The 19,553-nt window shown below is 35.7% G+C and carries 18 protein-coding genes and 2 pseudogenes; 1 reads left to right on the top strand and 19 read right to left on the bottom strand.

Annotation, left to right across the window (positions count from 1 at the left end; all coding sequences use genetic code 11):
- Positions 1-102: 102 nt before the first annotated feature.
- The 14 genes and pseudogenes from MKY30_RS08040 to MKY30_RS07975 all read right to left on the bottom strand — a co-directional run bounded on the left by MKY30_RS08040 (position 103) and on the right by MKY30_RS07975 (position 11,101).
- Complete coding sequence (locus MKY30_RS08040) at positions 103-447, bottom strand: DUF1428 family protein (protein ID WP_260053240.1); 345 nt, start codon at positions 445-447, stop codon at positions 103-105.
- A gap of 904 nt (positions 448-1,351) precedes the next feature.
- Positions 1,352-1,873, bottom strand: a complete 522-nt coding sequence (locus tag MKY30_RS08035) for a GNAT family N-acetyltransferase (RefSeq protein ID WP_339284169.1) — start codon at positions 1,871-1,873, stop codon at positions 1,352-1,354.
- Between the two features lie 369 nt (positions 1,874-2,242).
- Positions 2,243-2,803, bottom strand: coding sequence for a GNAT family N-acetyltransferase (locus MKY30_RS08030; protein WP_339284167.1), 561 nt, complete (start codon positions 2,801-2,803; stop codon positions 2,243-2,245).
- Positions 2,804-2,844: 41 nt separating this feature from the next.
- Positions 2,845-3,169 (bottom strand): annotated as a pseudogene (locus MKY30_RS24120) (hypothetical protein); the annotation flags it as partial.
- Positions 3,169-3,339 (bottom strand): TnsA endonuclease N-terminal domain-containing protein, encoded by a 171-nt coding sequence (locus MKY30_RS08020; RefSeq protein ID WP_260053236.1) that lies wholly within the window; start codon positions 3,337-3,339, stop codon positions 3,169-3,171. The pseudogene MKY30_RS24120 and the gene MKY30_RS08020, both read right to left, overlap by 1 nt.
- An 811-nt stretch (positions 3,340-4,150) precedes the next feature.
- Positions 4,151-4,426 (bottom strand): adhesin, encoded by a 276-nt coding sequence (locus MKY30_RS08015; RefSeq protein WP_260053299.1) that lies wholly within the window; start codon positions 4,424-4,426, stop codon positions 4,151-4,153.
- 51 nt (positions 4,427-4,477) lie between these two features.
- Entirely contained in the window at positions 4,478-6,247 is a 1,770-nt protein-coding gene (arsA, locus tag MKY30_RS08010) for an arsenical pump-driving ATPase (RefSeq protein ID WP_260053298.1), read from the bottom strand.
- Positions 6,248-6,265: 18 nt separating this feature from the next.
- Positions 6,266-6,628, bottom strand: coding sequence for an arsenite efflux transporter metallochaperone ArsD (gene arsD / locus MKY30_RS08005; protein ID WP_260053297.1), 363 nt, complete (start codon positions 6,626-6,628; stop codon positions 6,266-6,268).
- 41 nt (positions 6,629-6,669) lie between these two features.
- Positions 6,670-7,089, bottom strand: a complete 420-nt coding sequence (gene arsC / locus MKY30_RS08000; protein ID WP_339284162.1) for an arsenate reductase (thioredoxin) — start codon at positions 7,087-7,089, stop codon at positions 6,670-6,672.
- A gap of 14 nt (positions 7,090-7,103) precedes the next feature.
- Positions 7,104-8,402: an arsenic transporter gene (locus tag MKY30_RS07995; RefSeq protein ID WP_260053295.1), complete on the bottom strand. Its 1,299-nt coding sequence runs from the start codon at positions 8,400-8,402 to the stop codon at positions 7,104-7,106.
- 16 nt (positions 8,403-8,418) lie between these two features.
- Positions 8,419-8,763: an ArsR/SmtB family transcription factor gene (locus MKY30_RS07990; protein WP_260053294.1), complete on the bottom strand. Its 345-nt coding sequence runs from the start codon at positions 8,761-8,763 to the stop codon at positions 8,419-8,421.
- A gap of 91 nt (positions 8,764-8,854) precedes the next feature.
- Positions 8,855-9,052, bottom strand: coding sequence for a hypothetical protein (locus MKY30_RS07985; RefSeq protein ID WP_042533122.1), 198 nt, complete (start codon positions 9,050-9,052; stop codon positions 8,855-8,857).
- A gap of 55 nt (positions 9,053-9,107) precedes the next feature.
- Entirely contained in the window at positions 9,108-10,469 is a 1,362-nt protein-coding gene (locus MKY30_RS07980) for an NAD(P)-binding domain-containing protein (RefSeq protein WP_379544779.1), read from the bottom strand.
- A 176-nt stretch (positions 10,470-10,645) separates the two neighbouring features.
- On the bottom strand, positions 10,646-11,101 hold the full coding sequence (locus MKY30_RS07975) for a MarR family winged helix-turn-helix transcriptional regulator (RefSeq protein WP_260053291.1): 456 nt from the start codon (positions 11,099-11,101) through the stop codon (positions 10,646-10,648).
- A 1,238-nt stretch (positions 11,102-12,339) separates the two neighbouring features.
- Between MKY30_RS07975 and MKY30_RS07970 the strand changes: the two are divergent.
- A pseudogene (locus tag MKY30_RS07970) lies at positions 12,340-12,711 on the top strand (glutathione-dependent formaldehyde dehydrogenase); the annotation flags it as partial.
- A 283-nt stretch (positions 12,712-12,994) separates the two neighbouring features.
- Here the strand turns inward: MKY30_RS07970 and MKY30_RS07965 are convergent.
- The 5 genes from MKY30_RS07965 to MKY30_RS07945 form a co-directional block, all read right to left on the bottom strand.
- Positions 12,995-13,975, bottom strand: a complete 981-nt coding sequence (locus MKY30_RS07965) for an SDR family oxidoreductase (protein ID WP_001993829.1) — start codon at positions 13,973-13,975, stop codon at positions 12,995-12,997.
- A gap of 390 nt (positions 13,976-14,365) precedes the next feature.
- On the bottom strand, positions 14,366-14,530 hold the full coding sequence (locus tag MKY30_RS07960; RefSeq protein ID WP_002006642.1) for a hypothetical protein: 165 nt from the start codon (positions 14,528-14,530) through the stop codon (positions 14,366-14,368).
- 239 nt (positions 14,531-14,769) lie between these two features.
- Positions 14,770-15,903 (bottom strand): zinc-dependent alcohol dehydrogenase, encoded by a 1,134-nt coding sequence (locus MKY30_RS07955; protein ID WP_000649059.1) that lies wholly within the window; start codon positions 15,901-15,903, stop codon positions 14,770-14,772.
- A 260-nt stretch (positions 15,904-16,163) separates the two neighbouring features.
- Positions 16,164-17,696, bottom strand: a complete 1,533-nt coding sequence (locus MKY30_RS07950) for a Tn7-like element transposition protein TnsE (RefSeq protein ID WP_000043576.1) — start codon at positions 17,694-17,696, stop codon at positions 16,164-16,166.
- Positions 17,677-19,545, bottom strand: coding sequence for a TnsD family transposase (locus tag MKY30_RS07945; protein ID WP_328005686.1), 1,869 nt, complete (start codon positions 19,543-19,545; stop codon positions 17,677-17,679). The genes MKY30_RS07950 and MKY30_RS07945 overlap by 20 nt, the downstream gene beginning before the upstream one ends.
- Between the last annotated feature and the right edge of the window lie 8 nt (positions 19,546-19,553).

The following is a 19,553-nucleotide window of genomic DNA, read 5'->3' as shown; positions in this document are numbered from 1 at the left end:
GTTATTGTTATGGTCCCCCTGGGGCGTAACACCGTATACTTCTTACGATTTCTCCGCGATTGCGCCATATCGTATTATGTCCAAATTCATTTTCTGCTATAGCTATTCAAATTCACCGCGGACAGTACGACTAACATCGATTACCTTTGTCATTTGATTATATAACCTTTCAATTTGTTCATCATTATCAACTTTCTCCAAAACCTGATTATGATGATCCTTATTATAATAACAATTAACTTCTAACATTAGAATCTCGCTTTCGCGTAGTTCAACTGCCGATATCATCCCTGCACAACCATATTCCGGATAAATTGATGCAGCAGTATATGTTTCACTGTCGATTGCTCCATATTCTTTGTAAATACGTTCAGCTTCTCGATTAATTTTTAAAAATTGTTCCTTGTTTTCTTCCAGTACTGGATAAAGATAAATTTCTAAATACATGATTGCTCCTTTCATTAAAATTATTAACGTTATTGTCAAAGTAAAGTTTAGCACACATAACCGTCAGCAATTTCTTCTTGGTTGCTAAACTTCTTTATTCCACAAAATGACCCGATTCTTGGATATTGGGCGCTGATCCTTTGTTCCAGTACTGCACCCTTTTATTGAACAATTGATTGAAATTTTATTGTTGAAAATTAATTAAAGACAGAGGATTTTCCATGATATCCCTAAATGTAAATAATAATATTGGAAGCTGGTTTGAAAATTCCATTAGAGTATTATTTCATATCCATTAATTTCAAATTAAGGCGTGGCTTTACGCTTTCCAATAGAGAAATATCTTCACCGACTCTAATGGGTTTAACCTTTGGTACTAATTGATCAATGAGTTTATGATAAAGCAACGCCCCAGCTAATTCTCTTCCACATAGTTCAATTTTACCGTTTCCTATCCGTTTGGGTTTCTTAATAAATCCTATTGCATCCTATCATAAAAGAGTTGGAGTGCCTCTTCAATGTCAAAAGTGGGAAAATATTCCATTAATTAACCTAACCTATCTCCTGTACATAGGCTTTTGTCTTTACTGAAAAAACATAAATCATAATTTCTGATTCTTAACAGTGTGCATTTTTATCAGCCGATGTAACCGTTTACTTTATTTTTCAAATTGAATAGCACCTATTGTCATTTTAACAAATAAGTGCTATTCGAATAACTTTATTTCCTTTTAACGACAGTTGTTAATTTATAATAATTTTTAATCAAAAAGAGCCTTTAAAACCTGATTTGACTACAAAGGAAGCGCCTGTTTTTGAAAAAAATTGATCATTTTCTATTGTTGATCTTCCGCAAACACGCCCGTTAATGACAGATCGTTTTACATCAGGGAAAGCGTTTATTTTATAAATACTTTTCCATACGGATATCAGACCACATTTTATTTTGATAATAGGTAAAATCTTTTATACCTCCAATTTCTTTATAACCAAGCTTCTGATACAACTTCTGTCCTGCTATATTAAACTCAAACACGCCTAATTCAATACGCTTAAGTCCGCTCTCCTTAATCTTTGCCTCCAAATATTGCAGTCCTTCGTAACCTATTCCTCTGCCTCGACCTTCAGAATCGCCAATCGTTATCCCTATCCATGCAGTTCCCGATTCCTTTTTGTAAAGGTGGTTTGGATCAATCATGTAGTTCATTTCGCCAATTAAATGGTTATCATCGTATATAAGATATAGATATTGACGTTTTAAGCGCTGCGCCAGATTCTCCAACGTAACGATTTGCCGACTTTCCAATTCAGATTGGTTTGAGTTGCGCCGTGTCAGGGGAATCAAATCAGGATCATTCTCCCAGCGATTAAAAATATCTACAAGTTTTGAAGTTGGTTGAGTTACTTTCACAAAATAAGTACTCATAGGTCATTCCCCTTTAAGTTTTAATTTCATCTACTTTAACATAATTATACTACACAATTTGTTCCGATTTCGGTATAATCTTTATTTTACTTTTACCATAAAAAACCCCTATAGACAAAATTACATCTAAAGGGGCAAAGCTTCGCTACTTTTTTAAATTACTGTTGAGTCACAATTAAGTTGTTTATTTTGAAGCTAAAAAGACGCATTGCGCCGTACACACTTTCGGACGGTGTAAAAATAATGTTGTCTAATTTCTTGTATAATTACTAACTGGGAGCTTATGGAAGTATCAATAAGGTCGTTTAAAAGACAAATCTTTGCACCACAATCGCTCGTTTGTTGTATAGGCTTAACTAATGTATTGTGTTACTTAAATATTATAGTCATATCCTTAGTACTTCTCCTCCAAATCATATGGTCTGTTCCCTGTGACCAATAATCCTTTAGTAAATAATCAGGTTTGCCAAATTTCCTTTCCCATATTTTTTGTGAATTGGTATATCCACTGTCTAGACAAAATTCTTGGACCCCGTTCCCAAGAAAGGTCAAAAACATTGTATTTAAAAGCAAAGTTCCTATACCACGGCTTTGATAACCAGGGAGCACAAACACAGTCCCGATTTCAAACATCCCTTTTAAAGCTCCATTTGTACAAATATTAATCAGTTCACTGGCTTGACCGTATTCAATTGTACCGATAACCTTATTACTTTTTTTATCACACGCAATTAAAAAATAGCGACTCTTCCCGTTGCTATCAAGGTCATACTTCAAGTATTGCTTCTTGGCTTCTATTTCATTTTCTATATCATCATGCCATTCCGATAAACCTTCTCTAGCAAATGTATCCCTTATCACTGTACTAAAAAGTTGGTTCAGCTCTTCACTGTCCTCAATTCGTGGTCTTCTTATTCCAACGTTATACATTAAAATCCCCTCCAAATACAGCCCTTATTTCCCCAACAATCTGGCCCGTTTGTTTCCATCTTCGAATCACTAACCAAAGGGCGATACTTTAAATCATATTCCTTAGCACTTTTTCTGAACTGAATATACTTTTTTGAATATTCTATTTTTTAAAATCAATAGTAAAACTGGTTACTATGAAGGTACACGATTTGTATCCCAAATCCGGTATTTTACTAATCCGTCCTATTTATAATGATCAGAATAAAATTGTTGGATTTCCGACATTAAATTCATAATTAGCTCTTTTTTCGGCATAGAGCTTGCCGCATCAATGTCTACTAAAAACACTGCATCATCTTCTATTTCAATAATACGTTTATCCATCAAGGCATCTTTGCTTTTACGGTGCTTGCTACATCAACAACTTGGTTCCCATTATTCACAGTAAGAAGAAAATCGGTAGTCGTGACAATATCTTCACAGGTTTGAGGGTGATTCGGATGTTCAATACCCAACTCTTCTGCAATTAAAATTGTTTCTCCTATGGGCAACAAAGGGAATTGCTCTCTAATATCTATAATGCGATTGGAAAATTCAGATAAATAAAGCGGTTTTTCTCAAGGTCTGATAAAAATTCATTTTCTCTTCCTTTTCACCATAAAAACGCCCCTTTAAATAAGCATATCCAAAGGGGGAAAACAGTGCAACTTTTTTTAAAGCTACTGTACCCATCGAAAATTAACGTTACCACCCAGCACCCTTCCCAAATCCCTCTCAACCGCTTCTCCCCCATGATCTCGCCTCTCATTTCCAAATTTTTCAATATAATAATTACATTCTCCATTTTAGCCACTTTTCAGCCACTTGTGTACCAAATTTTCACCCTTTTGTATAAAAAAATTACGTTCCTTCTGATGGTTTTTCAATTGGAATACCTCCGGTATTTTCCACTCGTTTTTCACCCGAAAATGAACAAAGAAAGGTATTGATCTTTCAAAAATATTGGAAGTGATATTGAACACATGCATGACGAGGGATTGAAGCAGTTTGGAACAAAAGCGGATTGATTATTGGGTTGGTATTGGACAGATTTTATCGAAATAATATTGGAAAGATATTGAGTGGTTATTTTGGGCTGTAGTAGCGGGAAAAACGGACGATTTGAAGCGGGGATTATTTGTGGATTTTCTACTGAAATTGGGCGTGAAAAAACCCGAAGGTTCGGTGGGAATATACCGGGAAGATATTCGGGTTTGAGAACTTTATTTTTTTATAAAGTACGCTTTTAATATTTAAGGAATGTTAATTTTATATAGGGACAGTGTAGAAGAGAAACAGCTAGAAAATACTACCTCACCTTATGTTTTAACAACAGTTACTGGCACCTATTAGTACCAATCCTTCACCATTCTGACTTTCTTCTTTATCTAAAGTTAATTCCTCTGTACCTGAAATTTGTGCATCAATGGCTACCTGTATGCCATTAATCGTTTCCAGCTTATCATCCGCTTGAGGTGTATCTAAAGATAATTCAAATTGCGGTCCACAACAGCCGGCTACTGAAGATAAGCGTATACCCTCCGCATTATTCTCTGTTAATACATTTTCCAATAATTGCTTGGCAGTATCAGTAATCTTCATGAAAAATCCACTCCTATTCTTTAAATTTTTTTCACAGTACTTCTTAGTATGCTACTTAATGAAATCTTTTAGCTTCTCATAACCTACTTTTTCTTCACTAAGCCAAGGAATAACAGCACATCTATCAGCTAAATTTTGATTAACTTCATGAATCCATTCACTCTCTGAGGCCGCTTTACCTTTTAAAATAGGATCCATTGTATCAGTGGCAAATAAACTTTGATTAATTACCCACCACTTTGGATGGATATTTGCCCGTCTTAGATCAGCTTGTAATCTTGAAGCCTCCAACACAGGAGTAGCTTCAGCTAAAGTAGTAATGACAACCGAAGTTTCTTTAGGATTCCGAATTTTAGGAAGCAGTTTTGTTACGCTTTCTGGTACTTCACCAGTAGATCTTGCTATTTCTTTACTATATGATTGTGCTGCGTCTAATAAAAGCAAGGTATGACCAGTCGGGGCAGTATCAATGACAACAATTTCATTCTCCGATTGAGCTACTACATCAGCAAATGCACGAAAGACTGCAATTTCCTCGGTACATGGTGAATTTAAATCCTCTTGTAAATAAGCCAGACCTTCTTCATCTAAATCTTTACCAGCATTAGTCAATACTTCTGTTTTATATTTTTCTACTTCATCTTTAGGATTAATACTACTAATTGTTAGGTTCTGATTTAATTCGTAGTTTTGGAATTGGTATTGCAAATGAGCCGCAGGGTCGGTTGTTGTTAAGTGAACACGATGCCCTTTTTCTACCAAACCAACGGCAATGGCAGAAGCAACGGTAGTTTTACCTACACCTCCTTTGCCCATCGTAAAAATTATTCTGGTGTTACTAGATGAAAAATCCGTTATAACATCATTTAGATTTGGTAGCTCCCCTATTTTATTCTCCTGATTTTCTTCTGTTACAGAAATGACGTGTTCTTTAAATAAATAACGTAAATTCTCAATTCCTGTTAAAGAATAAGAGACAAACGGCAACGAATAACTTGTTATCTGTTTTAGATTAACAGACATCTGATTTAAAGCATCTCTTTGCCTCTGATAAAAAGCTGATGATATTTCATCACCTTTCATATAGCTTTGAAGAAGCCCATTAACAATAAGCGTTTGATTTTTTATACCAATCTCTTTAAGTTCCTTCGATGCCCGATCTGCTTCTATTAAAGAGGAAGTATCCGGTCTTGTTACTAATATAAGGTTGGTTTTATCAGCATCTGAAAGAACATCAACAGTATTGGAATAAAGATTCTTCTTATCTGCAAGCCCGGATAAAGGCCCTAAACAAGAAGCACCATGTGTACTTTCTTCTAAGAACCCGTTCCAGGCAGTCGGTAGTTGCAGAAGACGTAATGTGTGCCCTGTTGGTGCAGTATCAAAGATGATATGGTCATATTGATTTATCACTTCTGTATTTGTTAGTAACGTTGTAAATTCATCAAATGCAGCTATCTCAACCGTACACGCTCCTGATAGCTGCTCTTCCATTGTAGCTACAACGGTGTCAGGCAATACGCCGCGATATGGACCAACTACTTTTTCACGATATGCTTTGGCTGATGCTTCAGGATCTAGATTACTGGCATATAAATTTTCTACCAAAGGAACGGATTTTGGGGAGTTTGTTAATTCAATCCCAAAAATATCTTGTAAATTAGATGCTGGATCGGTACTGATTAGTAAAACTTTTTTTCCACTATCCGCTAATTCTACAGCTGTTGCACATGCAGTTGACGTTTTTCCAACTCCACCTTTTCCAGTTAAAAATAAAAACGGTGTCTGTACAACATCTTGAGGTTTGAAAGACGGAAACATATTTTCACTTCTTTCTGTTTATTGTTTTTTTAGATTTAATGAAAGTCGGACTTTGGTTTTTTCAGTTAATTCTTCCGCTGCTACACCCAGCCAATCTGCAAGTTCTTCATTCGTTGGATAGGTCCCAACCTTCGCAACCTGATCATCTACTAAAACAACAGGTAATGCGTCCGGGCCTTTTTCATGCAAAACGCTATTTACTGATTGTGTTTGAGCAAACTTATCAGGATTATTCGTTAATTGATACCGTTTCACATTAAATCCTTTGTTTTCTAAAGAATATACCGCAGAGGCTATTCTCGTTAACTCAGGATCAACCGATGGACCACATACACCTGTTGAACAACACATTGCCGGATCAAATATCTCAACTTTTTTCAACTAAATCCCTCCATTTAATATAAAATAAACATATACTTTTATTATTCTCCTGTTTCCGCAAAACGCTTGATTCTTTCTCCTATTTGATCACGAACCCGTTGGAATACTCCCCATTTTTCTTCTTCATTCCCCTGAGCTTTTGCTGGGTCATCAAATCCCCAATGGTCACGTTTTACCTGTGGTGGTGTCATTGGGCACTTATCCGCAGCATCCCCACACAAAGTGACAACAAAGTCTGCATTATTTAAGATTTCCTGATCAATAATATCGGAGGTTTGTTTAGAAATATCAATATTGACCTCTTGCATTGCCTTTACTGCATTTGGATTTAAACCATGTGCTTCAATACCTGCACTTTTCACTTCCCAAGTATCTCCAAGGTGTTTTTTCGCCCAACCTTCAGCCATTTGGCTTCTGCAAGAATTCCCAGTACATAAGAAATAAATTGTTTTTTTAGACATAATCATGCTCCTTGTTAAAATAGAATCAGTGTTAAATATAATCCTACTAATGTAATTAATAAGATAGGAAGGGTTAAAATTATACCTGTTTTAAAATAAGTCCCCCATGATATTTTAACGCCTTTTTGTGATAGTACATACAGCCATACTAATGTTGCCAAAGAACCAATGGGTGTGATTTTTGGTCCTAAATCTGAACCGACTACATTCGCATAAATAAGAGCTTCCCGTAACACACCAGATGTATTGGTTTCCGCAATGGCTAACGCGTCAATCATGACTGTGGGCATATTATTCATGATGGAGGATAGAAACGCTGCAATAAATCCCATACCAACTGTTCCAACAAATAGGCCTTGATCGGCTACGGTTTGAATTATACCTGCTAACGCAGATGTTAATCCAGCATTACCGAGTCCATAGACCACTACATACATTCCAATGGAGAAGAATACTATATTCCATGGTGCACCTTTAATTACTTCTTTTGTATTAACAGCGGTACTGCGTCTTGCCATCATAATAAAGAAAATCGCAATGATCCCAGCAATAATGGAAACAGGTACATGGATAAACTCACTCGTAAAGTACCCAATTACTAATACACCAAGTACAAACCATGATAAACGAAACATTTTTAAGTCCTGAATCGCTTCACTAGGTGTTCTTAATTTTGATACATCATAATTTTTAGGTATGTTTTTTCTAAAATAAATTAATAATACCGAAATCGTTGCGATTAAAGAAAATAAGTTTGGAATAATCATTCTTGAAGCATATTCGACAAATCCAATACCAAAGAAATCGGCTGAAACGATATTCACTAAGTTACTAACAATAAACGGCAGGGATGTTGTATCAGCGATAAACCCACTTGCCATGATAAATGGAAAAATCATTTTTTCTTTAAAATTCAAATGACGTACCATTGCAAGTACAATCGGTGTTAGAATAAGTGCTGCACCATCATTCGCAAATAAAGCTGCGACAATCGCACCCAAAATGCTAATATAGACAAACATTTTGATTCCATGCCCTTTTGCAATTCGTGCCATATGTAATGCCGCCCATTCGAACAATCCAATTTCATCTAATACTAATGAAATAAGAATGATGGCTACAAATGATAATGTTGCATTCCATGTGATACCAATGACTTCCAATACATCACTAAATCCCACTACTCCTACGAGTAAAGCAATAACAGCTCCTCCCATGGCAGACCAGCCGATATTTAAATTCTTTGGCTGCCAAATGACCAGAACTAGGGTTAAAACAAAAATTATAATGGCGAGTATAAGTGTTGCTGACAAAATAAGACCTCCAAACCTAACAACAGGAAATGCGTGTACCTTTCTCTTCCAGTTCTTTTAATTTATCATCTTGATCTGGTAATTGATCCAAAATCGGTTTGATAAATGAATAATACTCACTCTTACTATTAACCGTATAAAATATCCATTGTCCTTTTCTTTCTTCCTTCACTAACCCCAAATCTTTCAGTTTTCGTAAATGTTGGCTAATGGATGGTTGACTGGACTGAAATATTTCAACGAACTCACAAACACAACAAGTTTGTTCATCAATTAATTTCAGCATAGTGAGCCTTGTTTTATCGCCCAGTAGTTTTAAAATACTGGCAGCTTTCTCCAATTCGATTGTAGTTTGCAGCATTTGATTTCCTCCTTTTTATTAAATAATAATATAAGTATATAACTATACACTTATATATTCAAATAAAAAAATTTAGTGCAATTTTTATTCCCTATTCTTTTAATTCCTCATAGGCTTCCATAAAATGTTGAAAAGAAATATTTCCAAACGTATTTTCATCATTGCGAAATAGACGATCAAACGTTATTTCCTTTGCCTTCTCTAAGGTACATTGTCTGCTGTTCATAAGCAAAGAAAAATATGCCATAAAGTATTCTTTGCTTAAATCTCCGCCTTTATTAATAATCATTCAGACCACCTCCAAAAAGGGAAAGTAAATGATACTTTCCCTTTTTTCTTTTATTTCAGCAACACGAATGAGCTGCATTTAAATTCGTACTACATACACCCGTTTCAGGTAATTCCAGTTCGACTTTCTCAGAGGCTTCATAATCCCCCGATAAATAAGCTACAATGGATCGAACCTGTTCATGTCCAGTTGCCATTAGGAATGTTGGTGCCCGCCCATAGCTTTTTGCTCCCACAATATAAAAATCCCTTTCAGGTTGTCGCAACTCTTTTTCTCCATGCGGGCGTACTGTTCCGCAACTATGGAGATTAGGATCAATCAAAGGCGCAAGGTCTTTAACACTTTCTGTTGCTGTATCAAAACTGGTTCTCAGCTCACTCAAATATGAGAAGTCTGGACGATTGCCAGTGTTAACAATCATCTCATCTATATCTGAAATAGTTTTTAACTCTCCATGTGATTCTCCTGTCAGCTCTATTTTGCCTTCTTTTCCATGTATACGTTGAATTCTAAAAGGAGTAACTACTTCAAATATATTTGCATCTACTAAGTTGTGTATACGACTTCCTAATGCTCCTCTTGCTTCAAGTGCATCCAGTTCTTCTCCTCCAAATGCCTCTTTTACGCTATTTTTTCTTAACACCCATATAATTTCCGTTGCAGGATGTTCTTCTTTTAATTTTGCTAATTCCAATAACGAATTAATAGCAGAATGACCACTTCCAACAACAGCAACACGCTTGTTTAGATAACAGTCCTTATCTTTACCAAGAATATCTGGAATGCCATAGAAAATTTGATTTTTTATAACTTTCTCTTCTTTTAACCATATTCCATTTGAATTTGCAGGATTAGGGTTTCCCCAGGTTCCGGTCGCATCTATGACCGCTTTTGCTTCAAATTGTACCAGTTCGTTACCTTGTTCTGCATAAATTACAAAAGGTTGTTGAGCTCGATTAGCTGTTTTCATTTTATCTGTATTTTTGCGGCTAATGGAAATAACCTTTGTATTCATAAACAAGGAATTATTGATTTCCGGTGTATTCGCTAACGGTTTTAAATATTGTTCAACTAACTCTTTACCAGTAGGCAATTCATCTTGATTCGGTACATTCCAATCTTGCTTTTTAAGAAGTTTTAATGCCGACTTATCCATATTATATTTCCAAGGTGAAAAGACTTGAATATGTCCCCATGTTAAGATATTATCTCCCACCTGAGAACCAGATTCCAATAAAATAAAAGGTTGTTCGTAACTGGCCAAATGGGATGCTGCGGCAAGACCTACTGGACCAGCACCAATAACTGCAATAGGTAGATGCAAGTTATTTTGATTACTGTTTACTTGTTGTCTTTCTTCTTGCGGCGGTTGGCAACAATTTGTTTTAATTTCTATATATTGTTTCATGTTCATCATCCTCCTAAATTTTTACTTATTATTTTTCATGGTCACACGTCTTCTTAATTAAATATCTAAGCATTGAATTAAATCTCTGCTTATAGCTTTTTATGGTTCATTATGTATCACCTAGACATATTTGTTTATGTCAATATTTGATAAAGTCAATTATATATCAATAAAGAAACCACTATTTATATAGTGGCACAACACCCTGAACCTTCATTCTTTTTCATAGCAACTTGCAGAATTTGCAAACTATCTATAACTTGATCTCTTTTATCAGTTGGAACTTGCCCTAGTATCTGCTCAATATATTGATTCATTTGATCAGAAATTTCATTTGCCTTCATTTGTCCCTTTTCAGTAAGTGACAAGACTATATAGCGTCTATCATTTGGGTCAGACATTCGAGATGCATAATCTAATTCCACCAATTTGTTAATTTGTCTGCTAAGCATTCCAGTATCCATTGATAATTTCTCAGCTAAGTCCATCAAAGAGATACGAGGATATTTATCTAACTCATAAATAATATGACTTTGCTGAACTGTTATCCCACAACATTCAGACCCCTCACGCTGTAACAAACCAAAATCCCGAACTAATTGTTGAAGAATTTCTCTTATTTCAATTGTTTCTGTATTCATTATTGTCACCTCAATTCAAATGATATTATCAATAATTGACTTTGTCAACTAACAAACATACTAAAAGAAATTATTTTTAATATTCCTTTTCACCTTCTCGCTATGAATTGTAGCTTAATAACGGATATAATTATTCAAGTTCAAATTGGACTATAAAAAGCGAGAGACGTTAAGAGATGTCCCCATCGAAAATTAACGTTACCACCCAACACCCCACCAAAATCCCCCTCAACCGCTTCTCCCCCAAGCTCTCACCCCTCATTTCCAAATTCTTCAATAGAATAATTACGTTCCTCCATTTTGGCCGCTTTTCAGCCACTTGTGTACCAAATTTTCACCCTTTTGTATAAAAAAATTACGTTCCTTCTGGTGGTTTTTCTACTGGAATACCTCCGGTATTATCCACCCGCTTTTCATCCGAAAATGAACAAAGAAAAGGTGTTGGTCTTTCGAAAATATTGGAATAATATTGGATTCGTATTGAAGAATATTGAACAGAAAAACAGAGGAAAAAGACGGAACAATCCTTCGGATTTATGTATGAAAAAGACAGCAGAAAAGATATTGGAAATCATATTGAACACATGCCTGACAAGGGATTGAAGCGGGTTAAAATAGAAGCGGATTATATATTGGATTGGTATTGGAAAAATCTTATTGAAAAAATATTGAAGGGATATTGAGTGATTATTTGGGACTGTAGCAGCGGGAGAACGGATGAAATGGAGCGGGATCTATTTTTGGATTTTCTACTAATTTTGAACGTAAAAAACCCGAAGGTTCGGTGGGAATATACCGGCATGACCTTCGGGTTTGGGAACATTATTTTTTTATAAGGTACGCTTTTATTATTTAAGCCGTTTTAATTTTCTATCGGCACAGGATGACCTTCGGGTTTGGGAACGTTATTTTTTATAAGGAACGTTAATTTTATTTAAGCAGCTTTAAATTTCTACAGCACACAAATTTGTAACTTTAAAATAAAGTTTGATCAAAAACGTTCGACAAATCCATATTTTACGGTAAAAGAAAAGAATCCATTTTGAAAAAAGATTGATCAAAATGGGTTCTTTTCTTTTTGAATGAACATTCCTTTTTATAAAAAAGTTTAATTAAAACTCACATAGAATCCTTTAATCGAAAAGGAATAAAACGGTGCAACTTTTTTGTAAACGGTATAACTTTCTTTAAAACGGTACATCTTTTTTATAAACGGTACGACTTTATTTCAAATCCACAATTGTGTAGGTATTGACGGGAATAAATCATCTTTGGAGATTCTTGAACAAAAATTAAAGTTGCCAAGGTGGAACCCTTGGACCTATTCAAATTTCTACAAAAGCTGTGCAAAAATATGGAACGGTCCAATTAATAGATGTTTATGGGGGCAACTATAATGTGTTTCCATTGGGTTGAGTTAGGAATATCAATCTGAGAATGGGACTGGCATCAGTCATACATTTTATGCCTGAATTTTTTGAAAAAATAACGAATAACGAGTTTGACCCACATACAAAGTGGCCCTTGGATAAGCAAGTCATGGTTATCAAATGTTTAATAATCGTGAGGACGACTGTATAAAAGTCGTTTTAAAACCGTTATCCTATTAGTTTAAATGGATGAATTGAAAGTTAGCATAATTGCGAACCCTAAGCGAAATGTTGAATGGACTTCCACACTGTGTATAGAAGTCTTTTTGTCTGTTATTATTTAGATTATTGGATAATTCAGCTCGTAACTTGGGTAGCAATAATATGGTGGTCTCAGTCCTATTTTTGGCATGGGCCAGGAATCCTCCATATAGACCATCCTTACTTTTTCATTTGAATGGTTTACTAGCAATAGCTTTACTTCTGGATTAAATTCATATCTCAAAATGGTAACCCCCTTCCATTAGGAATGTGTGGATTCTCCCCCATCAACATGAAGAACTTGACCAGTAACAAAACGAGAATCATCAGAAGCAAGATAGACAAAGGTTGGTGCGAGTTCAAATGGATGGGCAACTCGTTCCATTGGATTAAATGCTCCATATACAGCGACTTGGTCTGACGAGAAACTTGCTGAAATAAGTGGGGTCCAAATTCGGCCGGGGGCGACGGCATTGACTCGGATCCCTTGTTTCACGACATTTTTAGCCAAGGCACGTGTCCAACCAACTATTGCGCCTTTTGTGGCCGTATAATCAATCATTTGCTGCTCACCTACATACGTCACCACTGAAGAAGTGCCAATGATTGAGCTGCCTGGTTTTAAATGAGGAAGCGCTGCCCTTGTTGTGTAAAAATGAGAGTATATATTAACTTTGAAGGTGTCATCGAATTGCTCATCTGTAATGTCAAGCAGACTTAGTTGTTGGAATTGGATACCAACGTGGTTACAAAGAATATCGAGACGTCCAAACGTATTTACTGTTTGTTCTACAATGGAGATACACTGTTGTTTGTCTCGCAAGTCCCCAGGCATTAGAAAACAACGTTGTCCGAGTTGTTCAATCCTCGTTTTTGTTCTATTTGCATCCTCATGTTCATCTAAGTATGAAATAGCAACATCTGCGCCTTCTTTAGCAAACGCAATTGCTACTGCTGCACCAATACCACTGTCCCCCCCTGTAATAAGTGCTACTTTTCCTGTTAACTTTTCACTCCCTTTATAGTTCGGGTTTTCGATAATTGGAAGGGGTACCATAAATTTTTCCACTCCGGGATGGCGCAGCTGGCGCTGTTCAGGTAAACTTATCGGAATTTCTTCGTAACGTGTGATTTTCCCATAGTTAGGGTACATGGGATAAGGTTGAGTTTTCATGTTCGCTTTAAACATTTGTTGCATTTGCTTTATTTGGTCTAATTGACGACTTTGATCCTTTTGATCCATGGAAACCTCCTATAGAAATAATTTTCTTCTATAGAATGTTTATGTTGTTCACTACAAATAAATTAAAAAAGTTTGAAAAAAGTGGTTTACTTTCAACACAGAAGCTTATTCTTCCTCAAAAGAGACACCTTTTTTCTTTATTGAACTGACCTTTAGGACAAGGAGCTTTACTCAATATTCTACCCCTTTAACGGATCAACTTATTTTTACTTAACAGTTCTTTAATCCCGGCTACCTCAAGAATAGTACCTAAAAAAATAGGTCAACCAGAAAAAACCGGCTAACCACATAATACGATTTGACCCTATTGCTGAATAACAAAAAATACGTTTTGTTGTTCCACAAATTCTTAATATCATGAAGTAATTCTGTAGAGATGTTCAGTTTCCATTAACCAATCTCGGCGAGCAACGAGAGTTCTAAATGTGATAAAGTCGCTCTTTTTGCATCCTCTTTCAATTGATTCCATGGACTGTTTGTAGAACCTTCTGATACCTCGAAAAGTTGATTCACGCTCTCTTTTTGATTTTCATTAAGTAAGTTATGATAAATCATACGATAAGACCTTTTTCGAACATCATTGGCTGCATCTTTTTAAGTATTGTAGATGGGAAGTTCATATTTTTGATGTATTAGCTCTTCAATTGCTACATTGACTAGGTCAGCAGGTTCGTCTTTACTGTATGCGAGTTTATTCATTGTATCTATCAATTACTTTTTGACCTTCTTGGCTAAATGGTCGAATAAAAAGACTTCTATACAAAGTATGAAGTCTTTTTGGAAAGAGAAGAGGATTACGGTTTTAAAACGACTTTTATACATTCATCCTCACGATTATTAAAAATTCGATAACCATGACTTGCTTCTTCAAGGGACATCTTGTGTGTGATAATATCTCTTGGGTCAAATTCGTTATTTGTTATTTTTTTAAACAATTCTGGCATAAAATGAATGACTGGAGCCTGTCCCATTTTAAGATTAATATTTCTAATCCAAAATGCACCTAATGGAAATAGATTATAGTTACCCCCGTAAACACCAGTCATTTGCACTGTCCCATACTTTCGGACAGCTTTAGTAGAAATTTGAATAGGTCCAAGGGTTCCGCCCTGCAGTTTGAATTTTTGTTCCAGAAACTCTAGGGGTGATTTCTTTCCGTCCATACCTACACAATCGATGACGACATCTGCCCCACCATGTGTGATCTCTTTTAAATGTTCGCCCATATCAGGGTATTTTGTGAACTCAAATACCTCAACATTGTTCATCTTTTTCGCATGATTGATCCGGTAATCCAAGTAATCAACTGCTATTACACGCTTTGCACCTTCCATCCAGGCAAATTTTTGTACCATCAACCCAACAGGTCCGCATCCAAGAACAATAACTGTATCGCCTGATTTTACACCTGCATTTTTTACACTCCAATAAGCTGTTGGCAGAACATCCGATAAAAAGAGCAGTGACTCATCCTCCAATTCGCATGACTCCGGGATAACAAAGGGAGTGAAGTTTCCAAAAGGGACTTTTAAATATTCAGCCTGACCACCCGGATGGTTACCGAACTTCTCAGTATAACCAAAGTATCCGCCAGAATCATAATGAGGGTTTGAGTTATCACATTGGCTTTCCATTTCATGTTGGCAATAAAAGCAATGTCCACATGAAACATTAAAGGGAACGACAACACGGTCTCCCTTTTTTACTTTTGTGACTTCAGGTCCAACTTCTTCCACAATACCCATTGGTTCGTGGCCAATAATATATCCTGGGGGTAATGGCATGTTACCTTGATATAAATGCAAATCAGATCCGCAAATAGCAGTAGAAGTAATCTTAACTATAATATCGTCTTTTTTTTCTAATTTTGCATCCTCTACTTGATTAACCTGTACATGATTTGGTCCTTGATAAGTTACAGCCTTCATAAATGCACCCTCCTATTTCTAATACTGTTAACACTCTTAACTATTGTTAACAAAGAAAGTAAATAATATACTTAGTCACTCTTAGCGTAATTGTTTTATGTAAGTTAAAGAAGTCGCACCGTTTTGATTACGAAGTATTGGTGATAGCTCTCGAATTAGTTATTGTAAGTGTATATAGCGTGAATTAATTCGGGGAAATATTTGGATTATTCTTTGAGGGAAGAGGTATTTCATTTATTCCTTTACTCAAATCTTCACTGCTATTCTAACTTATTTAATAGAATTTCAGCCTTATGCTTAACCCCTTTAGAACTGTGTTTAGCTTTCATCACTGTAACCCTACTCTCCTCAATACTTTTCAGCGACTTACTTGTCCACGTACCACTATCATTCACAAGGTTTACTAACAATCTATCATAAATCGATTTCCAATCATTTATTGCAAGTGATGATAAAATTAGCATTGATAAAGAGCGATCTTCTCGCTCAACTTCAATAATATTGAATTTCTTCCCACTTATCATATATACTTCTGCAATCACATAACGTCGTTTCGTGATATTATCACTCAATTTCGTAAATCTGCGGTCTCCAATTCCCTCTGGTAACACATCTATAAATGCTCGTATCGCACTTACTTCTGGATATTGCTCCATTATTCTAAGGACATTAATGAAATCTTGCAATTCACCTTGTACTTGAATTTCAGATAACATTTGATGTTCTATTCCTCTTGCTAGTTTTTGACCTCCAGTGTCTGCTGTAGATCGAATTGAATCATTGCTGCCATAGTATTTCTTAGTATTTTCATCTTCTTTCGTTCGCTGCTTTGAGGAACTACTTTTAATTCGTTTGATTTTGGGTACCGATGTATATTCATGTTTCAACTGATTCATTTGTACAAGATCAAAGTCTTCTGTAGAACCATCTACTTGTTCATCTAATGTAAAGCCCTCTTCATCACCCTGTCTATTTAGAAAACGATAAGTGTATTTCTTTGCCTCATTGGATTTCTCTTGATTTTGTATTTCTGGATGCGAAATCGAAATATGTTGGTACGGAATATCTTTATTTTTCACATTAACAATTTGTAATACTGTACACGTGTTATTCTTCTCCTTTACACGAGCTGTTATTGTAATCGGTTGTGTAAAGTTCCATTCGAACTTCAAAGTCTTTTCCTGCAACCAAGTAAATGCTATATTTTCATAGGCTTGTCGTAGGTCTCGATTCGTTAGCAACCACACCAATTGATAAATGAACGTTGTCTTTGTGTATTTCAATTCATATTGTGATGAAAAGCTAAGATGGATTTTATTAGGTTCATATGTTTCTGTGAAGAACTGAGGAAATGAATTCGATTCAAACAAGCGATATAAAAGGAAGCCGTTCGGAGCTAAAATGCTACGCAATACTTCAATGACTGGTAAAATCACATTCTTTCCATCAAAAGAGAACACGAAACTACGGGAAGTTGCAGGATCACTGCTTCCTTGAATAGACCAAGGGCGTTCGTGAAATTTAACTTTATTAGGATAAATAGTCATATCGATTTCTTGTACACTTTCAGAAACTTGACTAGCCGTTATGATGCCATCAGTATAATAATGTTGGATTGCTAAGCATGGTAATGTACCCCAATCCATTAATATACCTTCTGTACGACCTTGTGAGCGAAAATAAGCTTTGATTATCATTTTATGATCATATCGAAATGGCTCACCAATCCATATTAGTTGTGCTTTTTCACCTTTAGCAAAAGGCCAAGCTAGTTTAACCTGTTGTTTGCTCATAACTTTTCACTTCCTGTTTTGTTCGTAAATACTCTTCCAAATACGGTTTTATTTCGTGAAAATGATGTGACTTAACAGCGCCAATACGCTGTACTTTCCATAATAAAACTGGTTCTTGCTCCAGCAACATACGATCAATAATTTTACAGCATCGTCGAATCTGAAACTGTTGTATAGATTCCGTAATTTTATTTAGATATTTTTCAGTTTGTGGCAGCTTATCAAGATGTTTCTCCAAATTTGATAAGATTCCTAGACGTTTCCCAATTATCGAAATCGTGATACGTACGGGCTTTTCCAGTTCAATTAATTCTTTGTAAAGCTGTTTAATTTTAGAAAGATATTCTCGATCACGTACGTCCCAATTGACAATTGATTTTGGCTTTTCCTTCGCCTGAATTATAGGTAACTGTTCAAACAGCCATTCTTTATCATTTCGATATAAGTAAATATATTCTTTCGGTAAACATTGACGAATTTGTGTTCTCGAGTAACTTGGATATTGCTGCATTCCTTTTAATAATTGCTTTCGATACATATGTAACATTGGTGGAAAAACTTTATCAGGTAATTTCTCTATTTTCTCAACTGAGGCAAGATGTCCTTTAACTGTTTTCGAATCCACGCCAAGCATTCTAGCTAATGCTCTTATACTGTAGGTTCCATCAACTGCTAATTCATGTAATTTAGCCTTCCAGACATCTCCATACGCTTTTGTACGTCCAATACGATATTTATCTTCAGATAATCTATCAGGACCCTTTCTAGCGTAAATAAAGCCACAAGAGCATTCAAACGTGCCAATGGGTGCATTTGATTTAAAATCCCTTGTAACATTTACTTCATGAATCACAAATTCCTTATAATGATTAGCTGCTTTATTTAAACAGGGCCATGGGCCACTACCGAAAGGACCTGTATCAGCTTCAATTTGTAAAAAGGACTCCAAATCTTGTTCTAAGAAATAAAGAATAAGCAAATGACGGAAAGGATGTACATGACGTTTTAGATTGCGTGTAATGACCTTCAGCCAATTGTATTCATCATTTACATTGATTGCTGATTCGTACTCATCTAAAAAGCCTTTTGGGAACTTTGATTGAAATGCTTTGTATAGCTCCTTTTGCCGAATTCGATTAGACGTTGTTATTAAATTACGCTCCCGTAAAAGAACACGATATTTAAGATTAATAGATTCTCTTGAAAATTGATGTATTGGAACTTGCAGCAGTTGATAAGCCATCTTTGCTAAAGCAATTTGAATGGCTATAAACTCTTTTAGTTCAACTTCTTGAATCATTGATAAGTTCAATAGCTTTTTATCAAATCGAATAAACTCAATTCGACTTTGCTTTGAAAAATCGATAGGATACTTCATTAATTTCAGTTCATGATGTGCACAGAAATCAATCCCTTGTAGCTGGTGCTCACGATGAAAATAGGGTTCTCCATGTTGCTCAATATCATTAGTTGCACACTCTGGGCAATAAAAGAGTCCATTCTTTCTGCAAATGCTTCCTGCAACTATGCCAAGTCTTGTATAAAGTCCTTTTCCATCTACTTGAACATCTTGTAGAAGTTCTTTCTGGCGTTGCTTGGAAAGAAACGAAGCATAGTAAGGGTAGATCGTATGCTTAGCTAATAAGCTTTCAACAGAATAGTTGGAGCCTAATTGCTCAGCTAATATAGAAAAATGACTACCAATCTCTACACTCGGTATTACAGAACGACTTTGAAACACTTCTTCCAATGTATCTTTGTAATCAATATTTCCACTGTAAAAGTGATATCGCGCAATCGCCGAATATATCAATTCATCTGGATATGGATCCGTAAAGAATGGCAGCATGCGTTCCC

The organism is Oceanobacillus sp. FSL W8-0428 (genome assembly GCF_038004405.1).
Taxonomy (GTDB): Bacteria; Bacillota; Bacilli; order Bacillales; family Amphibacillaceae; genus Oceanobacillus; species Oceanobacillus sojae.
The sequence above is the reverse complement of the archived record's forward strand: the minus strand, read 5'-3'. Positions and strand labels throughout refer to the sequence as shown.

Bases quoted from the DNA above. Each gene is read 5' to 3' on its own strand.
- MKY30_RS07965 (WP_001993829.1), bottom strand. From the start codon at position 13,975: ATGGATCAAAAGGATCAAAGTCGTCAATTAGACCAAATAAAGCAAATG.
- MKY30_RS08015 (WP_260053299.1), bottom strand. From the start codon at position 4,426: ATGAAGATTACTGATACTGCCAAGCAATTATTGGAAAATGTATTAACA.
- MKY30_RS07955 (WP_000649059.1), bottom strand. From the start codon at position 15,903: ATGAAGGCTGTAACTTATCAAGGACCAAATCATGTACAGGTTAATCAA.
- MKY30_RS07960 (WP_002006642.1), bottom strand. From the start codon at position 14,530: ATGATTTATCATAACTTACTTAATGAAAATCAAAAAGAGAGCGTGAAT.
- MKY30_RS08030 (WP_339284167.1), bottom strand. From the start codon at position 2,803: ATGTATAACGTTGGAATAAGAAGACCACGAATTGAGGACAGTGAAGAG.
- MKY30_RS07980 (WP_379544779.1), bottom strand. From the start codon at position 10,469: ATGATGAACATGAAACAATATATAGAAATTAAAACAAATTGTTGCCAA.
- arsA (WP_260053298.1), bottom strand. From the start codon at position 6,247: ATGTTTCCGTCTTTCAAACCTCAAGATGTTGTACAGACACCGTTTTTA.
- arsC (WP_339284162.1), bottom strand. From the start codon at position 7,089: ATGTCTAAAAAAACAATTTATTTCTTATGTACTGGGAATTCTTGCAGA.
- MKY30_RS07950 (WP_000043576.1), bottom strand. From the start codon at position 17,696: ATGAGCAAACAACAGGTTAAACTAGCTTGGCCTTTTGCTAAAGGTGAA.
- MKY30_RS08035 (WP_339284169.1), bottom strand. From the start codon at position 1,873: ATGAGTACTTATTTTGTGAAAGTAACTCAACCAACTTCAAAACTTGTA.
- MKY30_RS07985 (WP_042533122.1), bottom strand. From the start codon at position 9,052: ATGATTATTAATAAAGGCGGAGATTTAAGCAAAGAATACTTTATGGCA.
- MKY30_RS07975 (WP_260053291.1), bottom strand. From the start codon at position 11,101: ATGAATACAGAAACAATTGAAATAAGAGAAATTCTTCAACAATTAGTT.
- MKY30_RS08040 (WP_260053240.1), bottom strand. From the start codon at position 447: ATGTATTTAGAAATTTATCTTTATCCAGTACTGGAAGAAAACAAGGAA.
- MKY30_RS07945 (WP_328005686.1), bottom strand. From the start codon at position 19,545: ATGCTGCCATTCTTTACGGATCCATATCCAGATGAATTGATATATTCG.
- MKY30_RS07990 (WP_260053294.1), bottom strand. From the start codon at position 8,763: ATGCTGCAAACTACAATCGAATTGGAGAAAGCTGCCAGTATTTTAAAA.